This window comes from Streptomyces sp. NPDC006643, assembly GCF_042870175.1.
Taxonomy (GTDB): domain Bacteria; phylum Actinomycetota; class Actinomycetes; order Streptomycetales; family Streptomycetaceae; genus Streptomyces.
In genome coordinates this window covers 37,777-56,638 of sequence record NZ_JBIAHA010000038.1, presented here as the reverse complement: position 1 = coordinate 56,638, position 18,862 = coordinate 37,777, and the positions used below count along the sequence as shown (strand labels likewise).

The 18,862-nt window shown below is 71.4% G+C and carries 15 protein-coding genes and 1 riboswitch; of the genes, 4 read left to right on the top strand and 11 right to left on the bottom strand.

The window, feature by feature from the left end; genetic code table 11:
- Window positions 1–97 precede the first annotated feature (97 nt).
- Entirely contained in the window at window positions 98–1,933 is a 1,836-nt protein-coding gene (locus ACFYNU_RS36445) for an AMP-dependent synthetase/ligase (RefSeq protein WP_356593067.1), read from the top strand.
- Between the two features lie 577 nt (window positions 1,934–2,510).
- Here ACFYNU_RS36445 and ACFYNU_RS36440 read toward each other — a convergent pair.
- On the bottom strand, window positions 2,511–3,665 hold the full coding sequence (locus tag ACFYNU_RS36440; protein ID WP_356593069.1) for a glycosyltransferase family 4 protein: 1,155 nt from the start codon (window positions 3,663–3,665) through the stop codon (window positions 2,511–2,513).
- Between the two features lie 245 nt (window positions 3,666–3,910).
- Here ACFYNU_RS36440 and ACFYNU_RS36435 point away from each other — a divergent pair, with 245 nt between their 5' ends.
- Window positions 3,911–5,143, top strand: coding sequence for a glycosyltransferase 87 family protein (locus ACFYNU_RS36435; RefSeq protein ID WP_388768524.1), 1,233 nt, complete (start codon window positions 3,911–3,913; stop codon window positions 5,141–5,143).
- Here the strand turns inward: ACFYNU_RS36435 and ACFYNU_RS36430 are convergent.
- From ACFYNU_RS36430 to ACFYNU_RS36410, 5 genes are all read right to left on the bottom strand, one after another.
- Window positions 5,119–6,318 (bottom strand): hypothetical protein, encoded by a 1,200-nt coding sequence (locus ACFYNU_RS36430; RefSeq protein WP_356593073.1) that lies wholly within the window; start codon window positions 6,316–6,318, stop codon window positions 5,119–5,121. The two genes, ACFYNU_RS36435 and ACFYNU_RS36430, sit on opposite strands and share 25 nt — an antisense overlap.
- A 106-nt stretch (window positions 6,319–6,424) precedes the next feature.
- Entirely contained in the window at window positions 6,425–7,453 is a 1,029-nt protein-coding gene (locus ACFYNU_RS36425; RefSeq protein ID WP_356593075.1) for an NlpC/P60 family protein, read from the bottom strand.
- Between the two features lie 314 nt (window positions 7,454–7,767).
- The gene (locus tag ACFYNU_RS36420) at window positions 7,768–8,793 is read right to left on the bottom strand and encodes an NlpC/P60 family protein (protein ID WP_356593078.1); all 1,026 of its coding nucleotides are present in this window, start codon (window positions 8,791–8,793) and stop codon (window positions 7,768–7,770) included.
- A gap of 338 nt (window positions 8,794–9,131) precedes the next feature.
- The gene (locus ACFYNU_RS36415) at window positions 9,132–10,493 is read right to left on the bottom strand and encodes an NYN domain-containing protein (protein WP_356593080.1); all 1,362 of its coding nucleotides are present in this window, start codon (window positions 10,491–10,493) and stop codon (window positions 9,132–9,134) included.
- A gap of 35 nt (window positions 10,494–10,528) precedes the next feature.
- Window positions 10,529–10,771, bottom strand: a complete 243-nt coding sequence (locus ACFYNU_RS36410; RefSeq protein WP_354607100.1) for a hypothetical protein — start codon at window positions 10,769–10,771, stop codon at window positions 10,529–10,531.
- Between the two features lie 133 nt (window positions 10,772–10,904).
- On the opposite strand from ACFYNU_RS36410, the gene ACFYNU_RS36405 reads away from it, so the two are divergent.
- On the top strand, window positions 10,905–11,615 hold the full coding sequence (locus ACFYNU_RS36405; RefSeq protein WP_356593082.1) for a rhomboid family intramembrane serine protease: 711 nt from the start codon (window positions 10,905–10,907) through the stop codon (window positions 11,613–11,615).
- The gene (locus ACFYNU_RS36400) at window positions 11,612–11,893 is read left to right on the top strand and encodes an Lrp/AsnC ligand binding domain-containing protein (protein WP_354607102.1); all 282 of its coding nucleotides are present in this window, start codon (window positions 11,612–11,614) and stop codon (window positions 11,891–11,893) included. Before ACFYNU_RS36405 ends, ACFYNU_RS36400 begins: the two co-directional genes overlap by 4 nt.
- Before the next feature lie 10 nt (window positions 11,894–11,903).
- Here ACFYNU_RS36400 and ACFYNU_RS36395 read toward each other — a convergent pair whose 3' ends face one another.
- From ACFYNU_RS36395 to ACFYNU_RS36375, 5 genes are all read right to left on the bottom strand, one after another.
- Entirely contained in the window at window positions 11,904–13,271 is a 1,368-nt protein-coding gene (locus tag ACFYNU_RS36395) for an aminotransferase class V-fold PLP-dependent enzyme (protein WP_356593084.1), read from the bottom strand.
- Between the two features lie 538 nt (window positions 13,272–13,809).
- Window positions 13,810–13,927: riboswitch (SAM riboswitch) on the bottom strand.
- 107 nt (window positions 13,928–14,034) lie between these two features.
- Window positions 14,035–15,102 (bottom strand): anthranilate phosphoribosyltransferase, encoded by a 1,068-nt coding sequence (trpD, locus tag ACFYNU_RS36390; RefSeq protein WP_356593086.1) that lies wholly within the window; start codon window positions 15,100–15,102, stop codon window positions 14,035–14,037.
- A 207-nt stretch (window positions 15,103–15,309) separates the two neighbouring features.
- On the bottom strand, window positions 15,310–16,938 hold the full coding sequence (locus tag ACFYNU_RS36385; RefSeq protein WP_356593088.1) for a ubiquinol-cytochrome c reductase cytochrome b subunit: 1,629 nt from the start codon (window positions 16,936–16,938) through the stop codon (window positions 15,310–15,312).
- Entirely contained in the window at window positions 16,935–17,987 is a 1,053-nt protein-coding gene (locus tag ACFYNU_RS36380) for a Rieske 2Fe-2S domain-containing protein (protein ID WP_356593090.1), read from the bottom strand. The genes ACFYNU_RS36385 and ACFYNU_RS36380 overlap by 4 nt, the downstream gene beginning before the upstream one ends.
- Entirely contained in the window at window positions 17,984–18,793 is an 810-nt protein-coding gene (locus tag ACFYNU_RS36375; protein ID WP_356593092.1) for a c-type cytochrome, read from the bottom strand. The genes ACFYNU_RS36380 and ACFYNU_RS36375 overlap by 4 nt, the downstream gene beginning before the upstream one ends.
- Window positions 18,794–18,862: the final 69 nt, after the last annotated feature.

Sequence of the window (18,862 nt, the reverse complement as noted above, 5' to 3'; positions counted from 1 at the left end):
TCCCGTCGTGCTCACCCCCGAGAGCACCTGCCCGATGTGGACCGCAGCCGGTTCGGCACAGTGCCGTGCCACCGGCGCCCGACGAGGAGCAGCAGTCTTGCGCGAGTTCAGCCTTCCGGCCCTGTACGAAGTCCCCTCGGACGGCAACCTGACGGATCTCATCGGCCGCAACGCCGCCCAGCATCCCGACGCGGCGGTCGTGAGCCGCAAGGCCGGCGGTGTGTGGACGGATGTCACGGCCGTCCAGTTCCTCGCCGAGGTGCGGGCGGTGGCCAAGGGTCTGATCGCGTCCGGCATCCTCCCCGGTGAGCGGGTCGCCCTGATGTCGCGGACCCGCTACGAGTGGGTGCTGCTCGACTTCGCGATCTGGAGCGCGGGCGCCGTGACCGTACCGGTGTACGAGACCAGCTCCCCCGAGCAGGTGCAGTGGATCCTCGGCGACTCGGGCACGGCGGCGATCATCGTGGAGTCCGAGGAGCACGCGGCGGCGGTCCGGTCGGTCTCCGACGGGCTGACGCGGCTGCGGCACGTCTGGCGGATCGACGAGGGTGACGGCGGGGGTGAGGACGGCGCGGGCGGCGCGGGCGGCTGTGTGGCGGCGCTGACCGCCGCCGGCGCGGAGATCACCGAGGCGGTGGTCGACGAGCGCAGCGCGACGGCGAAGGCCGACGATCCGGCGACGATCGTGTACACCTCGGGGACCACCGGCCGCCCCAAGGGCTGCGTGCTGACGCACCGGGCCTTCTTCGCGGAGTGCGGCAACGTGGTGGAGCGCCTGAAGCCGCTGTTCCGTACCGGCGAGTGTTCCGTGCTGCTCTTCCTGCCCGCCGCGCATGTCTTCGGCCGGCTGGTCGAGGTGGCGTCCGTGATGGCGCCGATCAAGCTCGGCTGCGTACCGGACATCAAGAATCTGACCGAGGAGCTGGCGGCGTTCCGGCCGACGCTGATCCTCGGGGTGCCGCGCGTCTTCGAGAAGGTCTACAACTCGGCGCGCGCCAAGGCCCAGGCGGACGGCAAGGGCAAGATCTTCGACCGCGCGGCGGGGACGGCGATCGCCTACAGCCGCGCGCTGGGCACGCCCCAGGGGCCGTCGCTCGGGCTCAGGATCAGGCACAAGGTCTTCGACGTGCTCGTGTACAGCAAGCTGCGGGCGGTGCTCGGCGGCCGTGGCGAGTACGCCATCTCCGGCGGCGCCCCGCTGGGCGAGCGGCTCGGCCACTTCTTCCGCGGCATCGGATTCACGGTGCTTGAGGGGTACGGCCTGACGGAGACATGTGCGGCGACCGCGTTCAACCCGTGGGACCGGCAGAAGATCGGCACCGTCGGGCAGCCGCTGCCGGGCTCGGTGATCCGTATCGCCGACGACGGCGAGGTGCTGCTGCACGGCGAGCACGTGTTCACGGGCTACTGGAACAACGAGGCGGCGACGGCCGAGGCGCTGGCCGACGGCTGGTTCCACACCGGCGACATCGGCACCCTCGACGAGGACGGCTATCTCGCGATCACCGGCCGCAAGAAGGAGATCCTGGTGACGGCGGGCGGCAAGAACGTCGCGCCCGCCGTGATCGAGGACCGTATCCGCGCGCACGCGCTGATCGCCGAGTGCATGGTCGTCGGCGACGGGCGCCCGTTCGTGGGCGCGCTGGTGACGCTCGACGAGGAGTTCCTGACCCGCTGGGCGCGGGACCACGGCAAACCGGCGGGCTCGACGGCGGCGTCACTGCACGAGGACCCGGACCTGCTGGCGGCGGTCCAGCAGGCGGTGGACGACGGCAACGCGGCGGTCTCGAAGGCGGAGTCGGTGCGGAAGTTCCGCGTGCTCCAGGCCCAGTTCACGGAGGAGGCGGGGCACATCACGCCGTCGCTGAAGCTGAAGCGGGGCGTGGTGGCGAAGGATTTCGCGGACGAGATCGAATCGCTGTACCGGGGCTGAGCCGACGTGCGGGTGCGGGCCCAACCGGCCGCCCGGCGACCGGTTGGGCCTCAGGCGCCGGACGGGCTGAACGTGCGGCTCCTCCCAGCCACCACTGCGGCAATCCGTACGAACGGCCCCGCCCCACGACTCAACCGGGCCCGCCTGGCGACGGGTTCGTCCTCAAACGCCGGACGGGCTGAAAGCACGCCCCATCCCGGCCGCCACTCCGGCGATCCGTACGAACGGCCCCGCCCCACCCGGCGCCAGGCAGCGCCGCCCGTCCCGCCGGCCGCCCCTCACGCCCTCGCGCGAAGCGCGACAGGGTCCCACCGAGGCAGGCCAACAACCCACACCCACCAGCCCGTTCGTCCTCAACGCCGGACGGGCTGAAAGCACGCCCCGGCCCGGCCGCCGCTCCGGCGATCCGTGCGAACAGGGCCCCGCGCCCCACCCGGCGCCGGGCAGCACCGCGGCCGGGCCCCGGCCTCGCGCGAAGCGCGCAGGGGGGTGGCACCCGCCGCGGCCCGGGTGCCCGCCGGCTGGTCCTCGTCGGCGGGGACGCCCACCGCGGCGGCGGCCACGGTCTCGGACGCCCCTACAGCAGCGCCCGCAGGCGTTCCGCCAGGAGGTCCCAGCGCCAGCGTTCCTCCACCCATTCCCGGCCGCGCGCGCCCATGCGGCGGCGCAGGGCGGGGTCCTGGAGCAGCGTCACGACGCGGTCCGCCGATTCCCGGGCGGCGAGCGTGGTGGGGGCGCCGGGCACCACCCAGCCCGTCTCGCCGTCCAGTACCGCGTCCGGCGCGCCGCCGGAGTCGCCCGCGACCACCGGGAGGCCCGTCGCGGACGCCTCCAGGTAGACGATGCCCAGGCCCTCCACGTCGAGGCCGCCGCGCCGGGTGCGGCAGGGCATCGCGAAGACGTCGCCCGCGCCGTAGTGGGCGGGCAGTTCGGACCAGGGCACGGGGCCGGTGAAGCGTACGGAGTCGGCGACGCCGGTCTCGTGGGCCAGCTTCCGCAGTTCCTTGGCGTACGGTCCGCCGCCGACGATCAGCAGTACGGCGTCCGGGACCCGCGCCAGGATCGCGGGCATGGCGAGGATCAGCGTGTCCTGCCCCTTGCGCGGCACCAGCCGCGAGACGCAGACGACGACGGGCCGCCCGGCGAGCCCGAGCCGTTCCCGTACCTCGTCACCGCCCGACGCCGGGTGGAACGTCTTCTCGTCGACACCGGGCGGCAGTTGGACCATGCGGCCGGCCGCCTCGGGCGTGAGCGCGGCGGCGATGCGTGAGCGGGTGTACTCGCCGAGATAGGTGATCGTGTCCGTGCCCTCGCCGATACGGCGCAGCAGCCGCCGGGACGCGGGCAGTTGCGCCCACCCCGCCTCGTGGCCGTGCGAGGTGGCGACGATCCGCCGGGCACCCGCCTGGCGCAGCGCGGGCCCCATCAGTCCGAGCGGGGCCGCCGCGCCGAACCACACGGACTCGCAGCCGTGTTCCCGCAGCAGTCCCACCGCCCGCCTGGTCACCCTCGGGGTGGGCAGCAGCATCGTCGTACGGTCGCGTACGACCGTGAAGGGCTGCTCGGCGTCGAAGGCCGCCGTCGCCTCCGCGCCCTCGGCGCCGCGCTTCCAGGTGGAGGCGTAGACGACGATCCGGTCGGGGTCCAGCCGCAGCGCCATGTTGTGCAGGAACGCCTGGATGCCGCCGGGCCTGGGCGGGAAGTCGTTCGTCACGATCAAGGTCTTGTGCATCGCCGCCGACAGTACCGAACGGCCCTGCCTCATCGTTCCCGCGCCTGTCCCCCCGCATGATGGCTCCCGCCACCACACGCGTACATTTCGGTCAAAACGGGCAGGTAATCATGACGGTCGAGGATGTCGGGGATGTCGGGGACACGGCACGAACGCACGCCGGAGCAGCCCCCGCGGGCAGGGCGGCCGGCCTGGCCGGCGCCGTCGGGCCCGTCACCGTATGGCTCCTCACCAGGACCGTACTGATGCTCTGCGTCCTGCGGATCATCGTCACGCCGGGCTCCGACGTCACCCCGGACGTCTCCGTCACCTACCAGGGCTGGTACGACGTCCTGCGCGCCGGCACCTTCCCCCAGTCGGACGTCACCTGGCAGTACCCGCCCGCCGCCGCGTTCGCGATCCTCTCCCCCGCCCTGCTGCCCTTCCTCGGCTACGCCACGGCGTTCTTCACCCTCTGCCTGCTCTGCGACGCGCTCGTGTTCGGACTGCTGCTGCACACGGCGCGGCGCCCCGGACGCTCGACACGCGGCGTGTGGGTGTGGGTGGCCGGCGTCGCGGTGCTCGGGCCCACGGTGTACGCCCGTTACGACCTGATGGTCACCGCCGTCGCCGTCTGCGCCCTCCTCGTGGGCACCCGCAGACCCCAACTCCTGGGCGCCCTCGCGGGGTTCGGGGCGCTGCTGAAGGTGTGGCCGGTGCTGCTGCTGATCGGTACGCCGCGCGGGCGGGCCACCCGGCTGTCCTGGTCCGCCGCCGTCGCGACGGCTCTCGCGCTGCTCGCCATGGTGTCCGCGGTGCTGCCGGGCGCGCTGGACTTCCTGACCGCGCAGCGCGACCGGGGTACGGAGGTCGAGTCGCTGGGCGCGCTGGTCTTCCATGTGGCCCGGCATCTCGGCTGGGACGGCGTCGTGATGTTCTCCTACGGCTCGGTGGAGTTCCGGGGGCCGTACGTCCCGCTGGTCAGCGCGCTCGCCCTGGTCCTCAGCGTGACCGCCTTCGGCTGGCTGCTCGTCTGGCGGCTGAAGGCGGCGGCCCTGACCGCGAGCACCCTGTGCGACGCGGCCTTCGTCGCCGTCCTGCTCTTCACCGTCACCAGCCGGGTGATCAGCCCGCAGTACATGATCTGGCTGGTGGGGCTGGCCGCCGTCTGTCTGCTCCTGCGGTCGAGTCCCATGACGCTGCCCGCGGTGCTCGTGGTGGCTGCCTCCGCGGTCACCGTCCTCGAATTCCCGCTGTTCTTCTCGCACGTGACGGCGAGCGACTGGCTGGGCGTGACCCTGCTCGTCGTACGCAACGGGCTGCTGGTCGCCGCGACGCTGACCGCGTGCGGCCGGCTGTGGCGCGCGACGGTGCCCGGGGCGCGTCCGCGCGTACGCCAGGAGGCGGCGGGCGCGGCCGACAGCCCGGACGGGGCCAAGGACTGCTCGGCTCCTGAGGGGCCCGCCCAGGGCCCTCAGCGCAGCCGCTCGCGCATGTAGTCACGCCACAGCGCGGCGAACGAGTCCGGCGTCACCGACAGCACCTCGTTCATCGCGTCCTCCACGGCGCCCTCGCGCCGCTCGTGCTCCCCCACCGCCCGGTAGAAGTCCGTCAGCTTCCGCTCGCCCCAGCGCTGCGCGATCAGCTCACAGGCGAGGCGCCCGCCCTCGTACGCCCGCGCCAGTTCCGCCGCCTTCGCGTCGAAGGCGAAGTCGCCGTCCTCGGGGAGCGCGGCGGGCAGCTCGCCCTGCCGCAGGGACCGTTCGAGCTCCGGCGCCGCCTGCCCGTCCGTACGGCCGGAGTCCCGGTAGGCGACCCAGTCGGAGAAACCCTCCGACAGCCACATCGGGGTGGCCTCGGACGTGTCCGTACGCGTCGCCACATGGGTGGTCTCGTGGGTCAGGACCACCCGGCGGCCGAAGTCACCGAGGATCCCGTACGCGTCGGGGTTGACGATCACCCGGTCCGCCGGCGAGGTGCCCTGCCGCCGGGTCTCGCCGGTCGTGACGGCGGCGATGCCCCGGTAGCTCCCCGCCGAGGCGCCCAGCAGACCGGCCATCGACTCCACCGACCCGGGCACCAGCACCACGACGCGGCCCGGCCAGCTGCCCGGCCACGCCTCGTCGACGGCGGGCACCGCCCGGTCGGCGACGGCGGCGATCTCGCGCAGCCGCTCGTTGTCCTGGCCGACGCCGAGGATCAGGCTGCGCCGGCCGTGGACGACATCGACGGGGCCCTGCTGCCAGAGCTGTCGCACGCCGTCCTCGGCGGGCCGGTCGGCCGTCACGTACCACCGCCCGTCGCGTTCCGTCAGCTCCAGGGTGCGGGCCGAGGTGACGGGCGCGCTGTCGTAACCCGCTATCCGGTAGCGCAGCTCGGCCCGCGCCGTCGCGCGCGTGCCGGAGCGGTCGACGTCCCGCAGCTCGTACTCCCAGGACCGCACGGGCACGTCGGCGAGGTTGTGGTACGTCCGCCGCTCGGCGGCCAGCAGTTCACCGGCGGCGGGGTCGACGGCGGCCAGATAGCCGGTCTCGTCACGGTCGACGAGGGCGTCGGCGCGGCGGTCGAGGGTCCCGCGGATCGCGTCGGTGGCGGCGTCGCCCGCGGTGGGCGCGGAACAGCCGGAGGCGACCAGCAGACAACCGAGCAGCGAGGCCGCCGCCCGGCGGGGCACGCCACCGCGGCGGACCGGACGCCACCGACCCGCCGCACGTCGTCGAGTCGTACGTCCCTGACCTGCCACCCTGCCGATCGTACGGGGCGCCGCGCGGACGGCGGACCTATACGCGGGTCACCGACGAGACCGGCATCATGCCCACCGGGTCGTAGCGGACCGATGCGCCGGGGTATGGGGCGTGCACCACCTGGCCGTTGCCCATGTACATCCCGATGTGGCTGGCGTCGTCGCGGTACGCGACCAGGTCGCCGGGTCTCGCCTGGGAGAGCGGCACCTGCTGTCCCGCGTACCGCTGCGCCTGCGAGGTGCGCGGCAGGGCGACCCCGGCCTGCGCGTACGCCCACTGCGTCAGGCCCGAACAGTCGAACCCGGAGGGGCCGTTGGCGCCCCACACGTACGGCAGGCCGACGACACCGCGCGCCGCTCGGGCCGCGGCGGCGGCGCGGGCGGAGGCGGGTGCCTCCCCCGAGAGCGCCGTCGCGCCGCCGTCGCGCCCCGAGCGCGAGGCCCGGTCCGCGTCCTTCTCGGCGTCGGGCAGCGCGTTCAGCAGCCGCCGTGCCTCGGCGAGCTTCGCCTCGACGGTGCGCTTGTGGCGCGCGACGGCGGCCCGGCTGCGCTCCAGTTCGGCGAGGTCCCTGGTCGCCTCGTCGCGCTGCTGGCCGAGCTTGCGCTGGGCCTGTCCGAGGTCGCGCAGGGCATGCGCCTGGCGGTCGCTCAGCCGGTCGAGGGCCTCGGCCCGCTCCAGATAGCTGTCCGGGTCCGAGGAGAGCAGCAGCGCGAGGGCCGGGTCGAGCCCGCCGGAGCGGTACTGGGCGCCCGCGATCGAACCGAGCGCGCCCCGCATGCGGTTGACCCGCTCCTGGCTGCGGGCCGCGCCGTCCCGGACCCGGTCCACCCGCTGGCGCAGCACACCGGCCCGCTCGTGCGCCTTGTTGAACTGCTCGGTGGCCTTCTCGGCCTCCTCGTACAACCGGTCGACGGTCGAGCGGGCCGCCTCGGTCGTCTCCCTCGGGTCCGCGCCCGCCGGCGCCGTCGCGAGGGCGGTCGCGGCCGTGACCGCCGCGGCGGACAGGACCGTGACCCGGGTGCCCCGGCTGTGGCCGGGGTGTGAGGAACGACGATGGGACACCACAGGAAGCCGCACTTCCTTCCGCTGGACGCAACTGCGCAGCCCCTGCCGCCCGACGGGCGGAAACATGGCCGGGAGCTACGGCGCAGCAGACAGTAACCGTGCGGACACTCAGTGACCAAAGACCGCGCCGGGCACAGACAGTGATGCCCCGCCGGAGACCACAGGTCACCGGCGGGGCGTGCGTCAGCGGGAGTAACCGGAGTTCGCCCGAACGGGCGGTCGCGGTCGGGTCCGTGAGCGGGAGGCCGCGTCAGGATCGGCGCGGATTGTTCAGGTGCGGATCGTTCAGGTGCGGAGTGTCCGGCCCCGGAGGGTCAGACGCGGACGCCGAACTGGAAGCTGCCGGCCCACTCCATGGATTCGTACCGCACCACGGTGCCCGGCTTGGGCGCGTGGATGACCTGGCCGTTGCCGACGTACAGCGCGACATGGCTCAGTCCGCTGAAGAAGACGAGGTCGCCGGGGGCGAGTTCGCCGCGGCCGATCTTCGTGCCGTCGTTGACCTGGGTGTAGGTGGTCCTGGTGATGCTCACGCCCGCCTGGGCGTAGGCCCACTGGGTCAGCCCGGAGCAGTCGTAGGAGTTGGGACCCTCGGCACCGGATATGTACGGCTTGCCCAGCTGGGTCTTGGCGGCGGCCAGCGCGGCGGCGGCCATGCCCGAAGAGGCCTTCTCGTTACCGAGGTTGACGCGCTCGTTGCCACGGGCCGCGCGCTCCGCGTCCTCGGCCTGGATCTGCGCGCGCTCCTCGGCGGTCAGCGTGTTGAGAAGCTTGTTCGCCGCGTTGAGCTTGGTCTGGACGTCCTTCTTCTTCTTGGCCAGCTCCGTACGCGTGTCGGAGAGGTCCTTCAGCTTGAGGGTCGCCTCCTGGCGCTGCTGCGCGAGGGTCCGCTGCTTGGCCTGGATCTTCTCCAGCGCGGTGACCTGCTTGCTGCCCATCTGGTCGAGCACGGAGGCCTTGTCCAGATAGTCGTCCGGGTCGGCGGAGAGGAAGAGCTGGAGCGCGGGGTCGATGCCACCGGAGCGGTACTGGGCGCTGGCCATCGAACCGAGGCCGGTACGCAGCTCGTTGAGCTCCTCCTGGCCACGGGCGACCTTGTCCTGCATCGCCTCGACCTGCTTCTCGAGCTTCTTCTCCTTCTCCTCGGCGCCGCTGTGCGCCTCGGTCGAGGCCTCGGCCTCGTGGTAGAGCTTGTCGACCTTTTCCTTGACGTCTTCCTTGGTCGGCTTCGGATCGGCCTGCGCGGCCTGGGACGTCAGGGCGACAGCTGCGGCTGCGGTCGCGGAGAGCACGGTCACGCGGGCGCGGCTCGGCTGCTTGGGACGACGGTGGGACGCCACGAAGGCGAGCTCCTTCTTCCTCGAGCCGCCTACCGGGTGTGGGGAGCGGGTCCCCGGCTCCATGTGTCTCAGCTTTCCCGGCGGGGCCGGGAATCCGGCGGTACCGGACTGAACTACACGAATTCGGCGGTTCCTTCGCCGCCACCCCGGATGGGTGATCAACCGCGCGAAGGTTCGAGGCCTGACCCTAGTGACCTTCCTGTGATCAGTTCAAATCCTGAAGGGAAAAAATTTCGCCGCGGAGTGGTTTCTTCACATACATCGCACTGACAGTGATGAACAATTGACGCTGTGATGCGACATGGCATGACCAAATGCCGCATTGGCCACAGGAGTTACTAGACGCGCGAAAGCCGCTTCAGCAGCAAGGCGGACGCGACGGGTCTCGCGCCGGCCCGCGCCACTCCGTCGGCGACCTCACGGTCGGTGGAGACGACCACCACCGGCCGCCCCGGCGGCTCCGCCCGGACCAGCTGACGGATCAACTCGTCCGCCGTCACACCCGGCTTGGAGAACAGCACCCGCACCCCGCGCGGCGGCGCGAGCAGTACGGGGGCGGCCAGTTCGGCCCCGTCGAAGACACAGGTCATCTCCGCGCCGGACTGCGCCGCGAGCATCGCGAGTCCGCCCAGCAGCCGCAGCCGCTGCTTCTCCAGCGGCATCGTCGGATAGCCGGTCTTGGTGACGTTGTAGCCGTCCACGACCAGATGCGCCTGCGGCAGCGCCAGCAACTGGTCCAGCAGCGCGGGATCCATGTCGGACAGCGCGCGGGCCGCGACGTCCTTGGGCGACATCCGGCCGGGCTCCACCGCGTCGACCAGATCGGCGGGGTGCGCGGCGGCCGGCGGCAGCGCCAGCTCGCGCCGCAGCCCCTGCGCCGACTCCAGGACGGTGTCCAGCAGCAGCCGCAGCCGCATGTCCTCCACCGAGCGTCCCTCACGGGCGGCCCGGCGTCCGGCCTCCACCGCCGACTCCGCCTCCGCGAGACGGGCCTTGAGACGCCGGGACTCGCTCACCGCGGCCGACAGCGCCGTCGCCGCCTCCGCGCGGGCCGTCTCCATCTCGGCGGCCGTACGGCGCAGGGCGGCCTCACCGCGCTTCACATCGCTCAGGGCGCTGCGCAGCTTGCGGTGCGTGGACTCGGCCTCCCGACGGGCGGCGTCCAGCTCCGTGCGCAGCCGCTCCGTCTCACTGCGCGTCGAGGCGCGGGCCTGTGTCAGCTCCTCGCGCAGCCGCTCCAGCTCACGGCGGTTCTCCTCGTCCGCGCGCTCGGCGTCGGCGCGCTGGACCTCCTCGCCCGCGGCGGCCACCAGCTTCACCCAGCCGACCGGGCGCAGGACGTAGGCCGCCGCCGCCACGTCGACGGGGTCGGCGGCCGGGGGCGGCGAGCCGGTCTCGACGGCTGCGGCCAGCTCGGGATCCGCCTGGCCGAACCGCTCACCGATCCGCTGGCGGAACACCGGATCGCTCTCCAGGGCGGCGGCCATCGCGTTGCCCGCGAACCGGGCGCGCCGGCTCGGTGTGAAGCGCGCGTACTGTCGCAATTGGGCGGGCAGTTCGGTGACGGTCAGACCGCCGAAGGCATCCGAGACCAGCGCCACGACCCGGCGCCGCACTCCCTCGGGCAGCGGCCTGTCGAGCGCCTCGGCGTCGCCGCCGGCCGCACCGGCCGGCTCAGCGCCACTTGCGGGCTGCTCCACGATCCGTCACCCCACTACCCTTTCGGGCGGCTCCCTCAGGAACCGGCGCCCGGCCTGTCAACCAGCTCGATCTGATCCACCGCGTTGCACCAGCGGCAGCGGACGGACTCGATGGTCTCACTGACCACGTCACGCTCCTCGACCTTCGACTGCCCGGCCAGGTCCAGATGGACGTACTCCACCACCTTGGAGGAGCGCGTCACGTCGAACCTGGTGAGATTGCCGCACAGCGTGCAGCGCCACCGGGTGGCATCCGTCGGCAAGGGAACCGTCGTCATCGTGCGTCCTCTTTCGTCGAGCCCTGGAGTCCTGAAGTCGGAAGTACGCGCCGTAACCCTACGGCCTCGCGCGTACCCCGTGTCGCGGCGAGGCGGTCTGTACCTGTCTGTCCGCGTACGGGATGATCCTTGGATGATCAATTGGCGCGCGGCGGCCGGAGCACCGGTGGTGACCTACGGTCTGATCGGCCTGTGTGCCCTGGCCTTCCTGACCGGTCCGCTCTCGGGGTTCAATCCCGCGTACGGCACGGGCGACGCCCTGCTCGCCGCGCAGAGCGCGTACTTCGAACGCTGGGGGGTGATCCCCGACCAGCTGACGAGCGGCGAATCCCACGCCCTGCTCACCCCGCTCACCGCGCTCTTCGTCCACGGCAGTTGGCTCCATCTCCTCGGCAATCTGCTCTTCCTCTACGTCTTCGGGGCGATGGCCGAGGAGCGGATGGGACGAGTGCGGTTCACTCTCTTCTATCTCGTGTGCGGATATCTCGCCCTGCTCGCGTACGCGGTGGCGAACGCTGACTCCGACCAGACCCTGGTGGGGGCGTCGGGGGCGATCTCCGGTGTGCTCGGCGCCTTCCTCTGTCTCTTCCCCCGCGCGCGCGTCACCAGCCTCTTCCCGTTCCTTTTCTTCCTGCCGCTGCGCTTCCCCGCCTGGATCGTCCTGATCTTCTGGTTCGCCCTCCAGTGGCTGGCGGCCCGGAACGCCGAGCCGGGCCCCGGCGTCGCGTATCTGGCGCATCTGGTGGGCTTCGCGCTCGGCTTCGTCGCCGCCTGGGGGCTCTTCCGGCGTACGGCTAGAGTGAAGCCCCGTCTCGTGGCCCCCGAGGGAGAACGTCAACCGTGATCACCGCGATCGTGCTCATCAAGACCAGCGTCGACCGGATCCCCGAGATCGCCGAGTCCATCGCGGGGCTGGAAAGCGTCAGCGAGGTCTTCTCCGTCACCGGCACCTACGATCTGATCGCCATGGTGCGGGTCGCCAGGCACGACGATCTGGCGGACGTCATCCCGGGCAGTATCAGCAAGATCCCGGGCGTCGAGGCCACGGACACCCATGTGGCGTTCCGTACCTACTCCCAGCACGACCTGGAAGCGGCGTTCGCGATCGGCCTCGACGCCTGAGCGTCCTTCGTCAGCCGCGGTCGGGGACGCAACGGCCGTCCTCGGTGCGGTAGTTCCAGCGCGCGCCGTCCCGGACGAGTTCCCGCACGGCGCCGGTGAACCGCTCGATGTGCTCGTCCGGCGTGCCGGCCCCGAAGCTGACCCGGATCGCGTTGAGCGACTTCTCACCGGGGCCGGCGTCCGGCGCGCCGCACTCCCCCGGGTCCCCGGCGTCCCCGCCCAGCAGGGTCCGCACCAGCGGGTGGGCGCAGAAGAGCCCGTCCCGGACGCCGATGCCGTACTCCGCCGAGAGCGCGGCGGCGAAGTGCGAGCTGTTCCAGCCGTCGACGACGAAGGAGATGACGCCCACCCGGGGGGCGTCGTCACCGAAGAGCGAGAGCACCCGCACCTCGGGCACCTCCGCGAGGCCCTCGCGCACCCGGGCCACCAGCTCCCGCTCCCGGGCCACGAGTCGGTCGAAGCCCGCCTCGGTCAGGGCCTTGCAGGCGGAGGCGATCGCGTACACCCCGATGACGTTCGGCGAACCGGCCTCGTGCCGGGCCGCGGTGGTGTGCCACTCGACGTCCACCCCGCCGTCGTCGCGGCGCGCGACCTTGCGGCTGGCGCCACCACCGGCGAGATACGGCTCCGACTCCCGCAGCCAGTCGGCGCGGCCCGCGAGCACACCGGAGCCGAACGGCGCGTAAAGCTTGTGCCCGGAGAAGGCCACCCAGTCCACGTCCAGCTCCGCGATGTCCACCGGGTGGTGCGGGGCGAGCTGCGCGGCGTCGAGGACGACCCGCGCGCCGTGGGCGTGCGCCACGGCGGCCAGTTCGCGCACGGGCCACAGCTCGCCGGTGACGTTGGAGGCGCCGGTGACGCACACCAGGGCGGGGCCCTTCGGGTCACGTCCGGCCAGCGCCCGCTCCAGTGTGGCGACGGCCTCGCCGGGGGTGCGGGGCGCGTTCAGACAGCTGACGCGGGCGTCGCGCCACGGCAGCAGCGACGCGTGGTGCTCGGTCTCGAAGACGAACACCTCGCAGCCGGCGGGCAGTACGGCGGCCAGCAGGTTGAGCGAGTCGGTGGTGGAGCGGGTGAAGACGACCTGGTCGTCCTCGCGACAGCCGAGGAAGTCGGCGACGGTGCGGCGGCTGTTCTCGAAGAGGTCCGTGGACAGCTGCGAGAGATACCCGGCGCCGCGGTGGACGCTGCCGTAGTACGGGGCGTAGGCGGCGACGTCGTCCCAGACCCGCTGGAGGGCGGGGGCGCTGGCCGCGTAGTCGAGGGCGGCGTAGGTGACTTCGCCGCCGGTGACCAGGGGCACGGTCACATCACGTCCGAGGACGGGCAGCGGCTGGTCGGCGGTGGTGTGGGTGAGGGCGTCGATGGGTGCGGACATGGCGGTATCTCCCGGCAGGACGAGGCGGAATCGGCATCAGGACCCGTCGGCCGGACGCGTCGTCGTGGCCGTGTGGGCCGTGACGGCGCGGGAGGGACCGCGGGGATGGCGCTCACTGAAGAGGGCGGGCCCGGTGGCTCCGGCACGACATGTGCCGGGGCCGGGGCTCGGGCCGGCCCGCGAAGTGACCTCCCGCGCCCAGGGGGGCGGGGGGACGGGACTTCGGTGACCGGCCCCAGGGCGTTTCCGCGAAGTGCGTCGTCCGCCCGGAGGGGGCGGGGCTCACGGCGGCCGGCGCGTGTGCTCGTGAGGCGGACACCGGCGTTGTCGACGGCCCGGAGTCACTCGGGCGGCTGACGACGAGGGGCCGCTTCCCGGGCCCGAAGGGCCACGGGGGCGAGCACACGTGCGTTGTGGCGTCGTGGGCCGGACGCGACGTCGCGGACGCGTCCTGGGCCCTATCGCATTCGCTTGCTCACGAGACTGCTCCCTTGAGGACCAGGACCCCAGGGATGACGACATCCGAACGATGTCCAGGGGTCCGCGCTTGCCGCAGACCTCGCTGCCTACGGCCTGGTCTTCACCCGGGGCACCCCGCCACGGACGGAGGGTTGCCGGACAGCGGGCCGGGGCCGTAGTCGCTGTCACTCATGACCTGGGGGGAGATTACCGCACCGCTGCCGGGCGGCCCAGCCCGCGTCCGCGATACGGGACACCGGCCGGGCCGCCCGGGTCGCGGGCCGTGCCCGTCGTCGTCGCGGCGCTACGCGTTGCTCGCGGCCACCCAGCGCTCCAGCGTCCGCTTCGCCGCGCCCGAGTCCACCGCCTCCGCCGCCCGCGCCAGCCCCGCCGCGAGCTGGTCGTTCAGCGAGCCCTCGGCCGGTTCCAGCGTGACCAGCGCCGCCGCCGCGTTCAGCAGGACCGCGTCCCGTACGGGGCCGGTCTCGCCGGCCAGCAGACGGCGCGCGACATCCGCGTTGTACGACGCGTCCGCGCCCCGCAGGGCCTCGACCGGGACCAGCTCCAGGCCGATGTCCCTGGGGTCGAAGGCCTGCTCCGTGACCTTGCCGTCCCGAACCACCCATACGTGTGAGGTGGCGGTCGTGGTCAGCTCGTCCAGACCGTCGTCACCGCGGAAGACGAGCGAGGAGTTGCCCCGCTCGGCGAGCACCCCGGCCACGATCGGCGCCATCCGGACGTCCGCCACACCGACCGCCTGGGAGCGGACCCGCGCCGGGTTGGTGAGCGGTCCCAGGATGTTGAACGTGGTCTGCGCGCCCAGCTCCTTGCGGGCCTTGGCCGCGTACCGCAGCGCCGGGTGGAACTTCACCGCGAAGCAGAAGGTGATGCCCGCCTCCTCGGCGACCTCCACGACCCGCTGCGGTGTCAGCTCCAGATTGACGCCGAGCTTCTCCAGCACGTCGGACGCGCCGCTCGCGGACGACGACGCCCGGCTGCCGTGCTTGACGACCTTGCCGCCCGCCCCGGCCACCACGATCGCGGCCATCGTGGAGATGTTGACGGTCTTGGCGAGGTCGCCGCCGGTGCCGACGATGTCGACCGTGGCGCCGGGCACCTCGATGGTCCTGGCGTGCTCGTACATGGCACGGACGAGTCCCGTGACCTCGTCCACGGTCTCGCCCTTGGCGCGCAGCGCGACGGCGAAGCCCGCGATCTGCACGTCGGTGGCCTCGCCGCTCATGATGCGGTCCATGGCCCAGGCGGTGGCACCGGCGTCGAGATCCTGGCCGCGCAGCAGCGAGTTCAGTACACCCGGCCAGGAACGATCCGCCAGGGTGTCGCCTCCGGCCGGTGCAACAGCGCTGCTCATGCTCGCTCCTGGGGTCTGTGGACGGGTGCACGGCCTGCTGGCCCGTGCTGCCAGGCGTCAGCCTATCGGCGCCGACCGCGATCCAAGGCCCGGTGCCCGAACTGCGGACAGCATGACAGCGGGACGTCAGCGGGACGTCAGGACGTACGAGGGCCCCGGCCGGTCCCCCGAAGGGAAACCGGGCCGGGGCCCTCGTACGTCGGACGATCAGTGGTGGCCGTGGCCGCTCGTGATCTCCTTGTACTCCTCGGCGGTCGGCTTGGGGATCTGGTTCCCCTCGCCGTAGTAGCCCTTGCTCAGCTTGACCCGCAGCTTCTGCACCGGGGACGCCTTGCGCTCGACACCGTTCTCGTCGACCGTCGGGCCGAGTTCGGCCGGCTTGTACTGCTCGTGCGCGGTGAGCGTGTGCAGCGCGTCCTGGTCCAGGGGCTGGTGGACCTCGACGAACTCACCGTGCGGCAGCCGCTTGATGACACCGGACTCGCGTCCGTGCAGCACCTTCTCGGCGTCGCGGCGCTGAAGTCCCAGACAGATCCGCTTGGTGATGACGAACGCGACCACCGGCCCGACGAAGAACGCGATCCTGATGAACCAGGTGATCGTGTTGATCGACAGATGGAAGTGGGTGGCCCAGATGTCGTTCCCGCCGCCGATGAGCAGGATGAAGTACAGGGTCAGCCATGCCACACCGAAGGCCGTCCTGGTCGGCACGTTGCGCGGCCGGTCCAGGATGTGGTGCTCGCGCTTGTCGCCGGTGACCCAGGATTCGATGAACGGGTAGACCGCGAGGACCACCAGCACCAACGGGAAGATCATCAGCGGGATGAACACGCCCAGGATGAACGTATGACCCCAGACGTTGATCTCCCAGCCCGGCATCACCCGGATCAGGCCCTCGGAGAAGCCCAGATACCAGTCCGGCTGGGCTCCGGTGGAGACCTGGTCCGGCCGGTACGGGCCGATGGCCCACACCGGGTTGATCGTGGCGATCGCGGAGATGATCGCGATGACACCGAAGACCAGGAAGAAGAAGCCGCCCGCCTTGGCCATGTAGATCGGCAGGAACGGGGCGCCCACGACGTTGTTGTTGGTCTTGCCGGGACCCGCGAACTGCGTGTGCTTGTGGTAGAAGACCAGGATCAGGTGGGCCACCACGAGCCCGAGCATGATGCCCGGCAGCAGCAGGATGTGGATCGAGTAGAACCGCGCCACGATGTCGTGGCCCGGGAACTCCCCGCCGAACAGGAACATCGAGATGTACGTGCCGACGATCGGCGTCGACAGGATGGCGCCCTGCGCGAAGCGGACACCGGTGCCCGACAGCAGGTCGTCCGGCAGCGAGTAACCGGTGAGTCCGGTGAACAACGCGAGCACGAACAGCAGGAAGCCGAAGACCCAGTTGATCTCGCGCGGCTTGCGGAACGCGCCGGTGAAGAAGACGCGCATCATGTGCACGAACATCGCGGCCACGAAGATCAGCGCGGCCCAGTGGTGGATCTGCCGGATCAGCAGACCGCCGCGTACGTCGAAGCTGATGTCCAGCGTCGAGGCGTACGCCTCGGTCATCCGGACGCCCTGCATCGGCACGTAACTGCCGTCGTACACGACCTCGTTCATGCTCGGGTGGAAGAACAGCGTCAGATACACACCCGTGAGGATGATGACGACGAAGCTCCACAGGGCGATCTCGCCCAGCATGAACGACCAGTGGTCCGGAAAGACCTTGCGCACCATGCCCTTGGCCGCGCCGTAGATCCCGAGACGACCGTCCGCCCAGTCGGCGACACGCTCTCCCGCGGGTGCCTGGCGGGTCTTTTCGTCAGACGCAGTACTCATCCGCGCTCCCAGAAGGAAGGACCGACGGGCTCGTCGAAGTCGCCGAGCGCTTCGAGGTAACCCTCACCGTTCACACCGATCCGCAGCTGCGGAAGGGCGTGACCGGCGGGGCCGAAGATGACACGGGCGCCGTCGGAGAGGTCGAAGGTGGACTGGTGGCACGGGCAGAGCACGTGGTGGGTCTGCTGCTCGTACAGGCTGATCGGGCAGCCGACATGGGTGCAGATCTTGGAGTACGCCACGATGCCCTCGTGCGACCACTCAAGTTCGCGCTTGTCCTTGATGTCGGCCGGCTGAATACGGACGATCATGAGAGCCGCCTTGGCGATCTCATTGTTGAAGTCCGGGTTGTGGTCGTCCAGTCCCTCGGGCTGGGCGAACGTCAGCGACCCCACCGTGACGTCCTCGGGACGCAGCGGTTCGTTGGTGTTCTGGTTGATGAGCATCAAGCCCTTCTTCCAGAACGTCTTGCGCAGCTTGTCCTCCGGCAGCGGGCCGAGGTCACGCAGCAGGACCACACCGGAGAGCGGCACCATGGCCAGCGCGCCGAACATGGTGTTGCGGATCAGCTTGCGCCTCCCGAACCCGGACTCCGCCGAACCGAGGAGGAAGTCCTTCTTGGCCTGCGCGGCGACCTCGGGGGTCGCCTCGATCGGGTGCCGCTCCTGGATGATCTCCACGTCGCTCATCAGGGTGCGCGCCCAGTGGATCGCGCCCGCGCCGATGGCGAAGAGGGCGACTCCGAGGGTGAGCCCCAGCGAGAAGTTGAGCGCGCTCACATGACCGAACGGCCAGATGTACACGATCTTCTCGACGGGGAAGGCGACGAACGAGGCGATGAAGCCGATCGTGGCCAGCATCGACAGCGTGAACATCGCCGCCACCGCGCGCTCGGAGCGCTTGGCCGCCCGCTCGTCGATGTCCTGGATACGCGGCCGGTGGGCCGGCATCCCGGGGTTGGCGAACGGGTCGTCCGCACGCTCGATCTCGGCGTGCGTGGATTCCTGCTCAGCCGGCAGGTTCTCGTCTGAAATCCGGTTGCTACTCATGACTTCCTGGCCTTCGCGGTGTGCGCCGCAACCCAGACGGCAACGGCGACCAGCGCGCCCAGACCGATGATCCAGGAGAACAGACCCTCACTGACGGGCCCGATACCACCGAGCTTGAACCCGCCGGGGTTGGCCGACTCGCTGCTGTTCACGGACTCGATGTACTTGATGATGTCCTGCTTCTGCTGCTCGGGCATCGTCGAGTCGGGGAACGAGGGCATGTTCTGCGGACCGGTCAGCATCGCCTCGTACAGGTGCTTGGGAGTGACTCCCTCAAGACCCGGGGCGTACTTGCCGTTCGTCAGAGCGCCACCCTCACCACCGAAGTTGTGGCACTGGGCGCAGTTGGAGCGGAACAGTTCGCCGCCCTTGGCCGCGTCGGCGCCTTCCGGGTTGACCTGGTCGGCGGTCGGGACCGAGGGCCCGGGGCCGAGCGAGGCGACGTACGCCGCGAGTTGGTCGATCTCCTTCTGGTCGTAGATGACCTTTTTCTTGGGTACCTGCGGGCCGGGCTGCTGCGCCGGCATCCGGCCGGTGCCGACCTGGAAGTCCACGGCGGCGGCGCCGACGCCGGTCAGCGACGGGCCGTCGGTCGTGCCCTGACCGCCGACGCCGTGGCAGCTCGCGCAGCCCACGGCGTACAGCTTCTTGCCCTCGTCGATGGCGAGGGACTGGGCGGTGTCGTCTGCCTGTGCCTTGCCCGCGGGCGCGAACGCGGCGTACAGCCCCCCGGTGGCCGCCAGCGCGAGGAGTAGGACGACGACCGCCGCCAACGGATGGCGTCGTCGTGCGGAGAGCTTTTTCACGGATTACCCCGGTGTCAGGATCTTCTGCGTCGGTGTTTCTGGGCGGTGTGCGAGGGCGCGTCGGGCGCT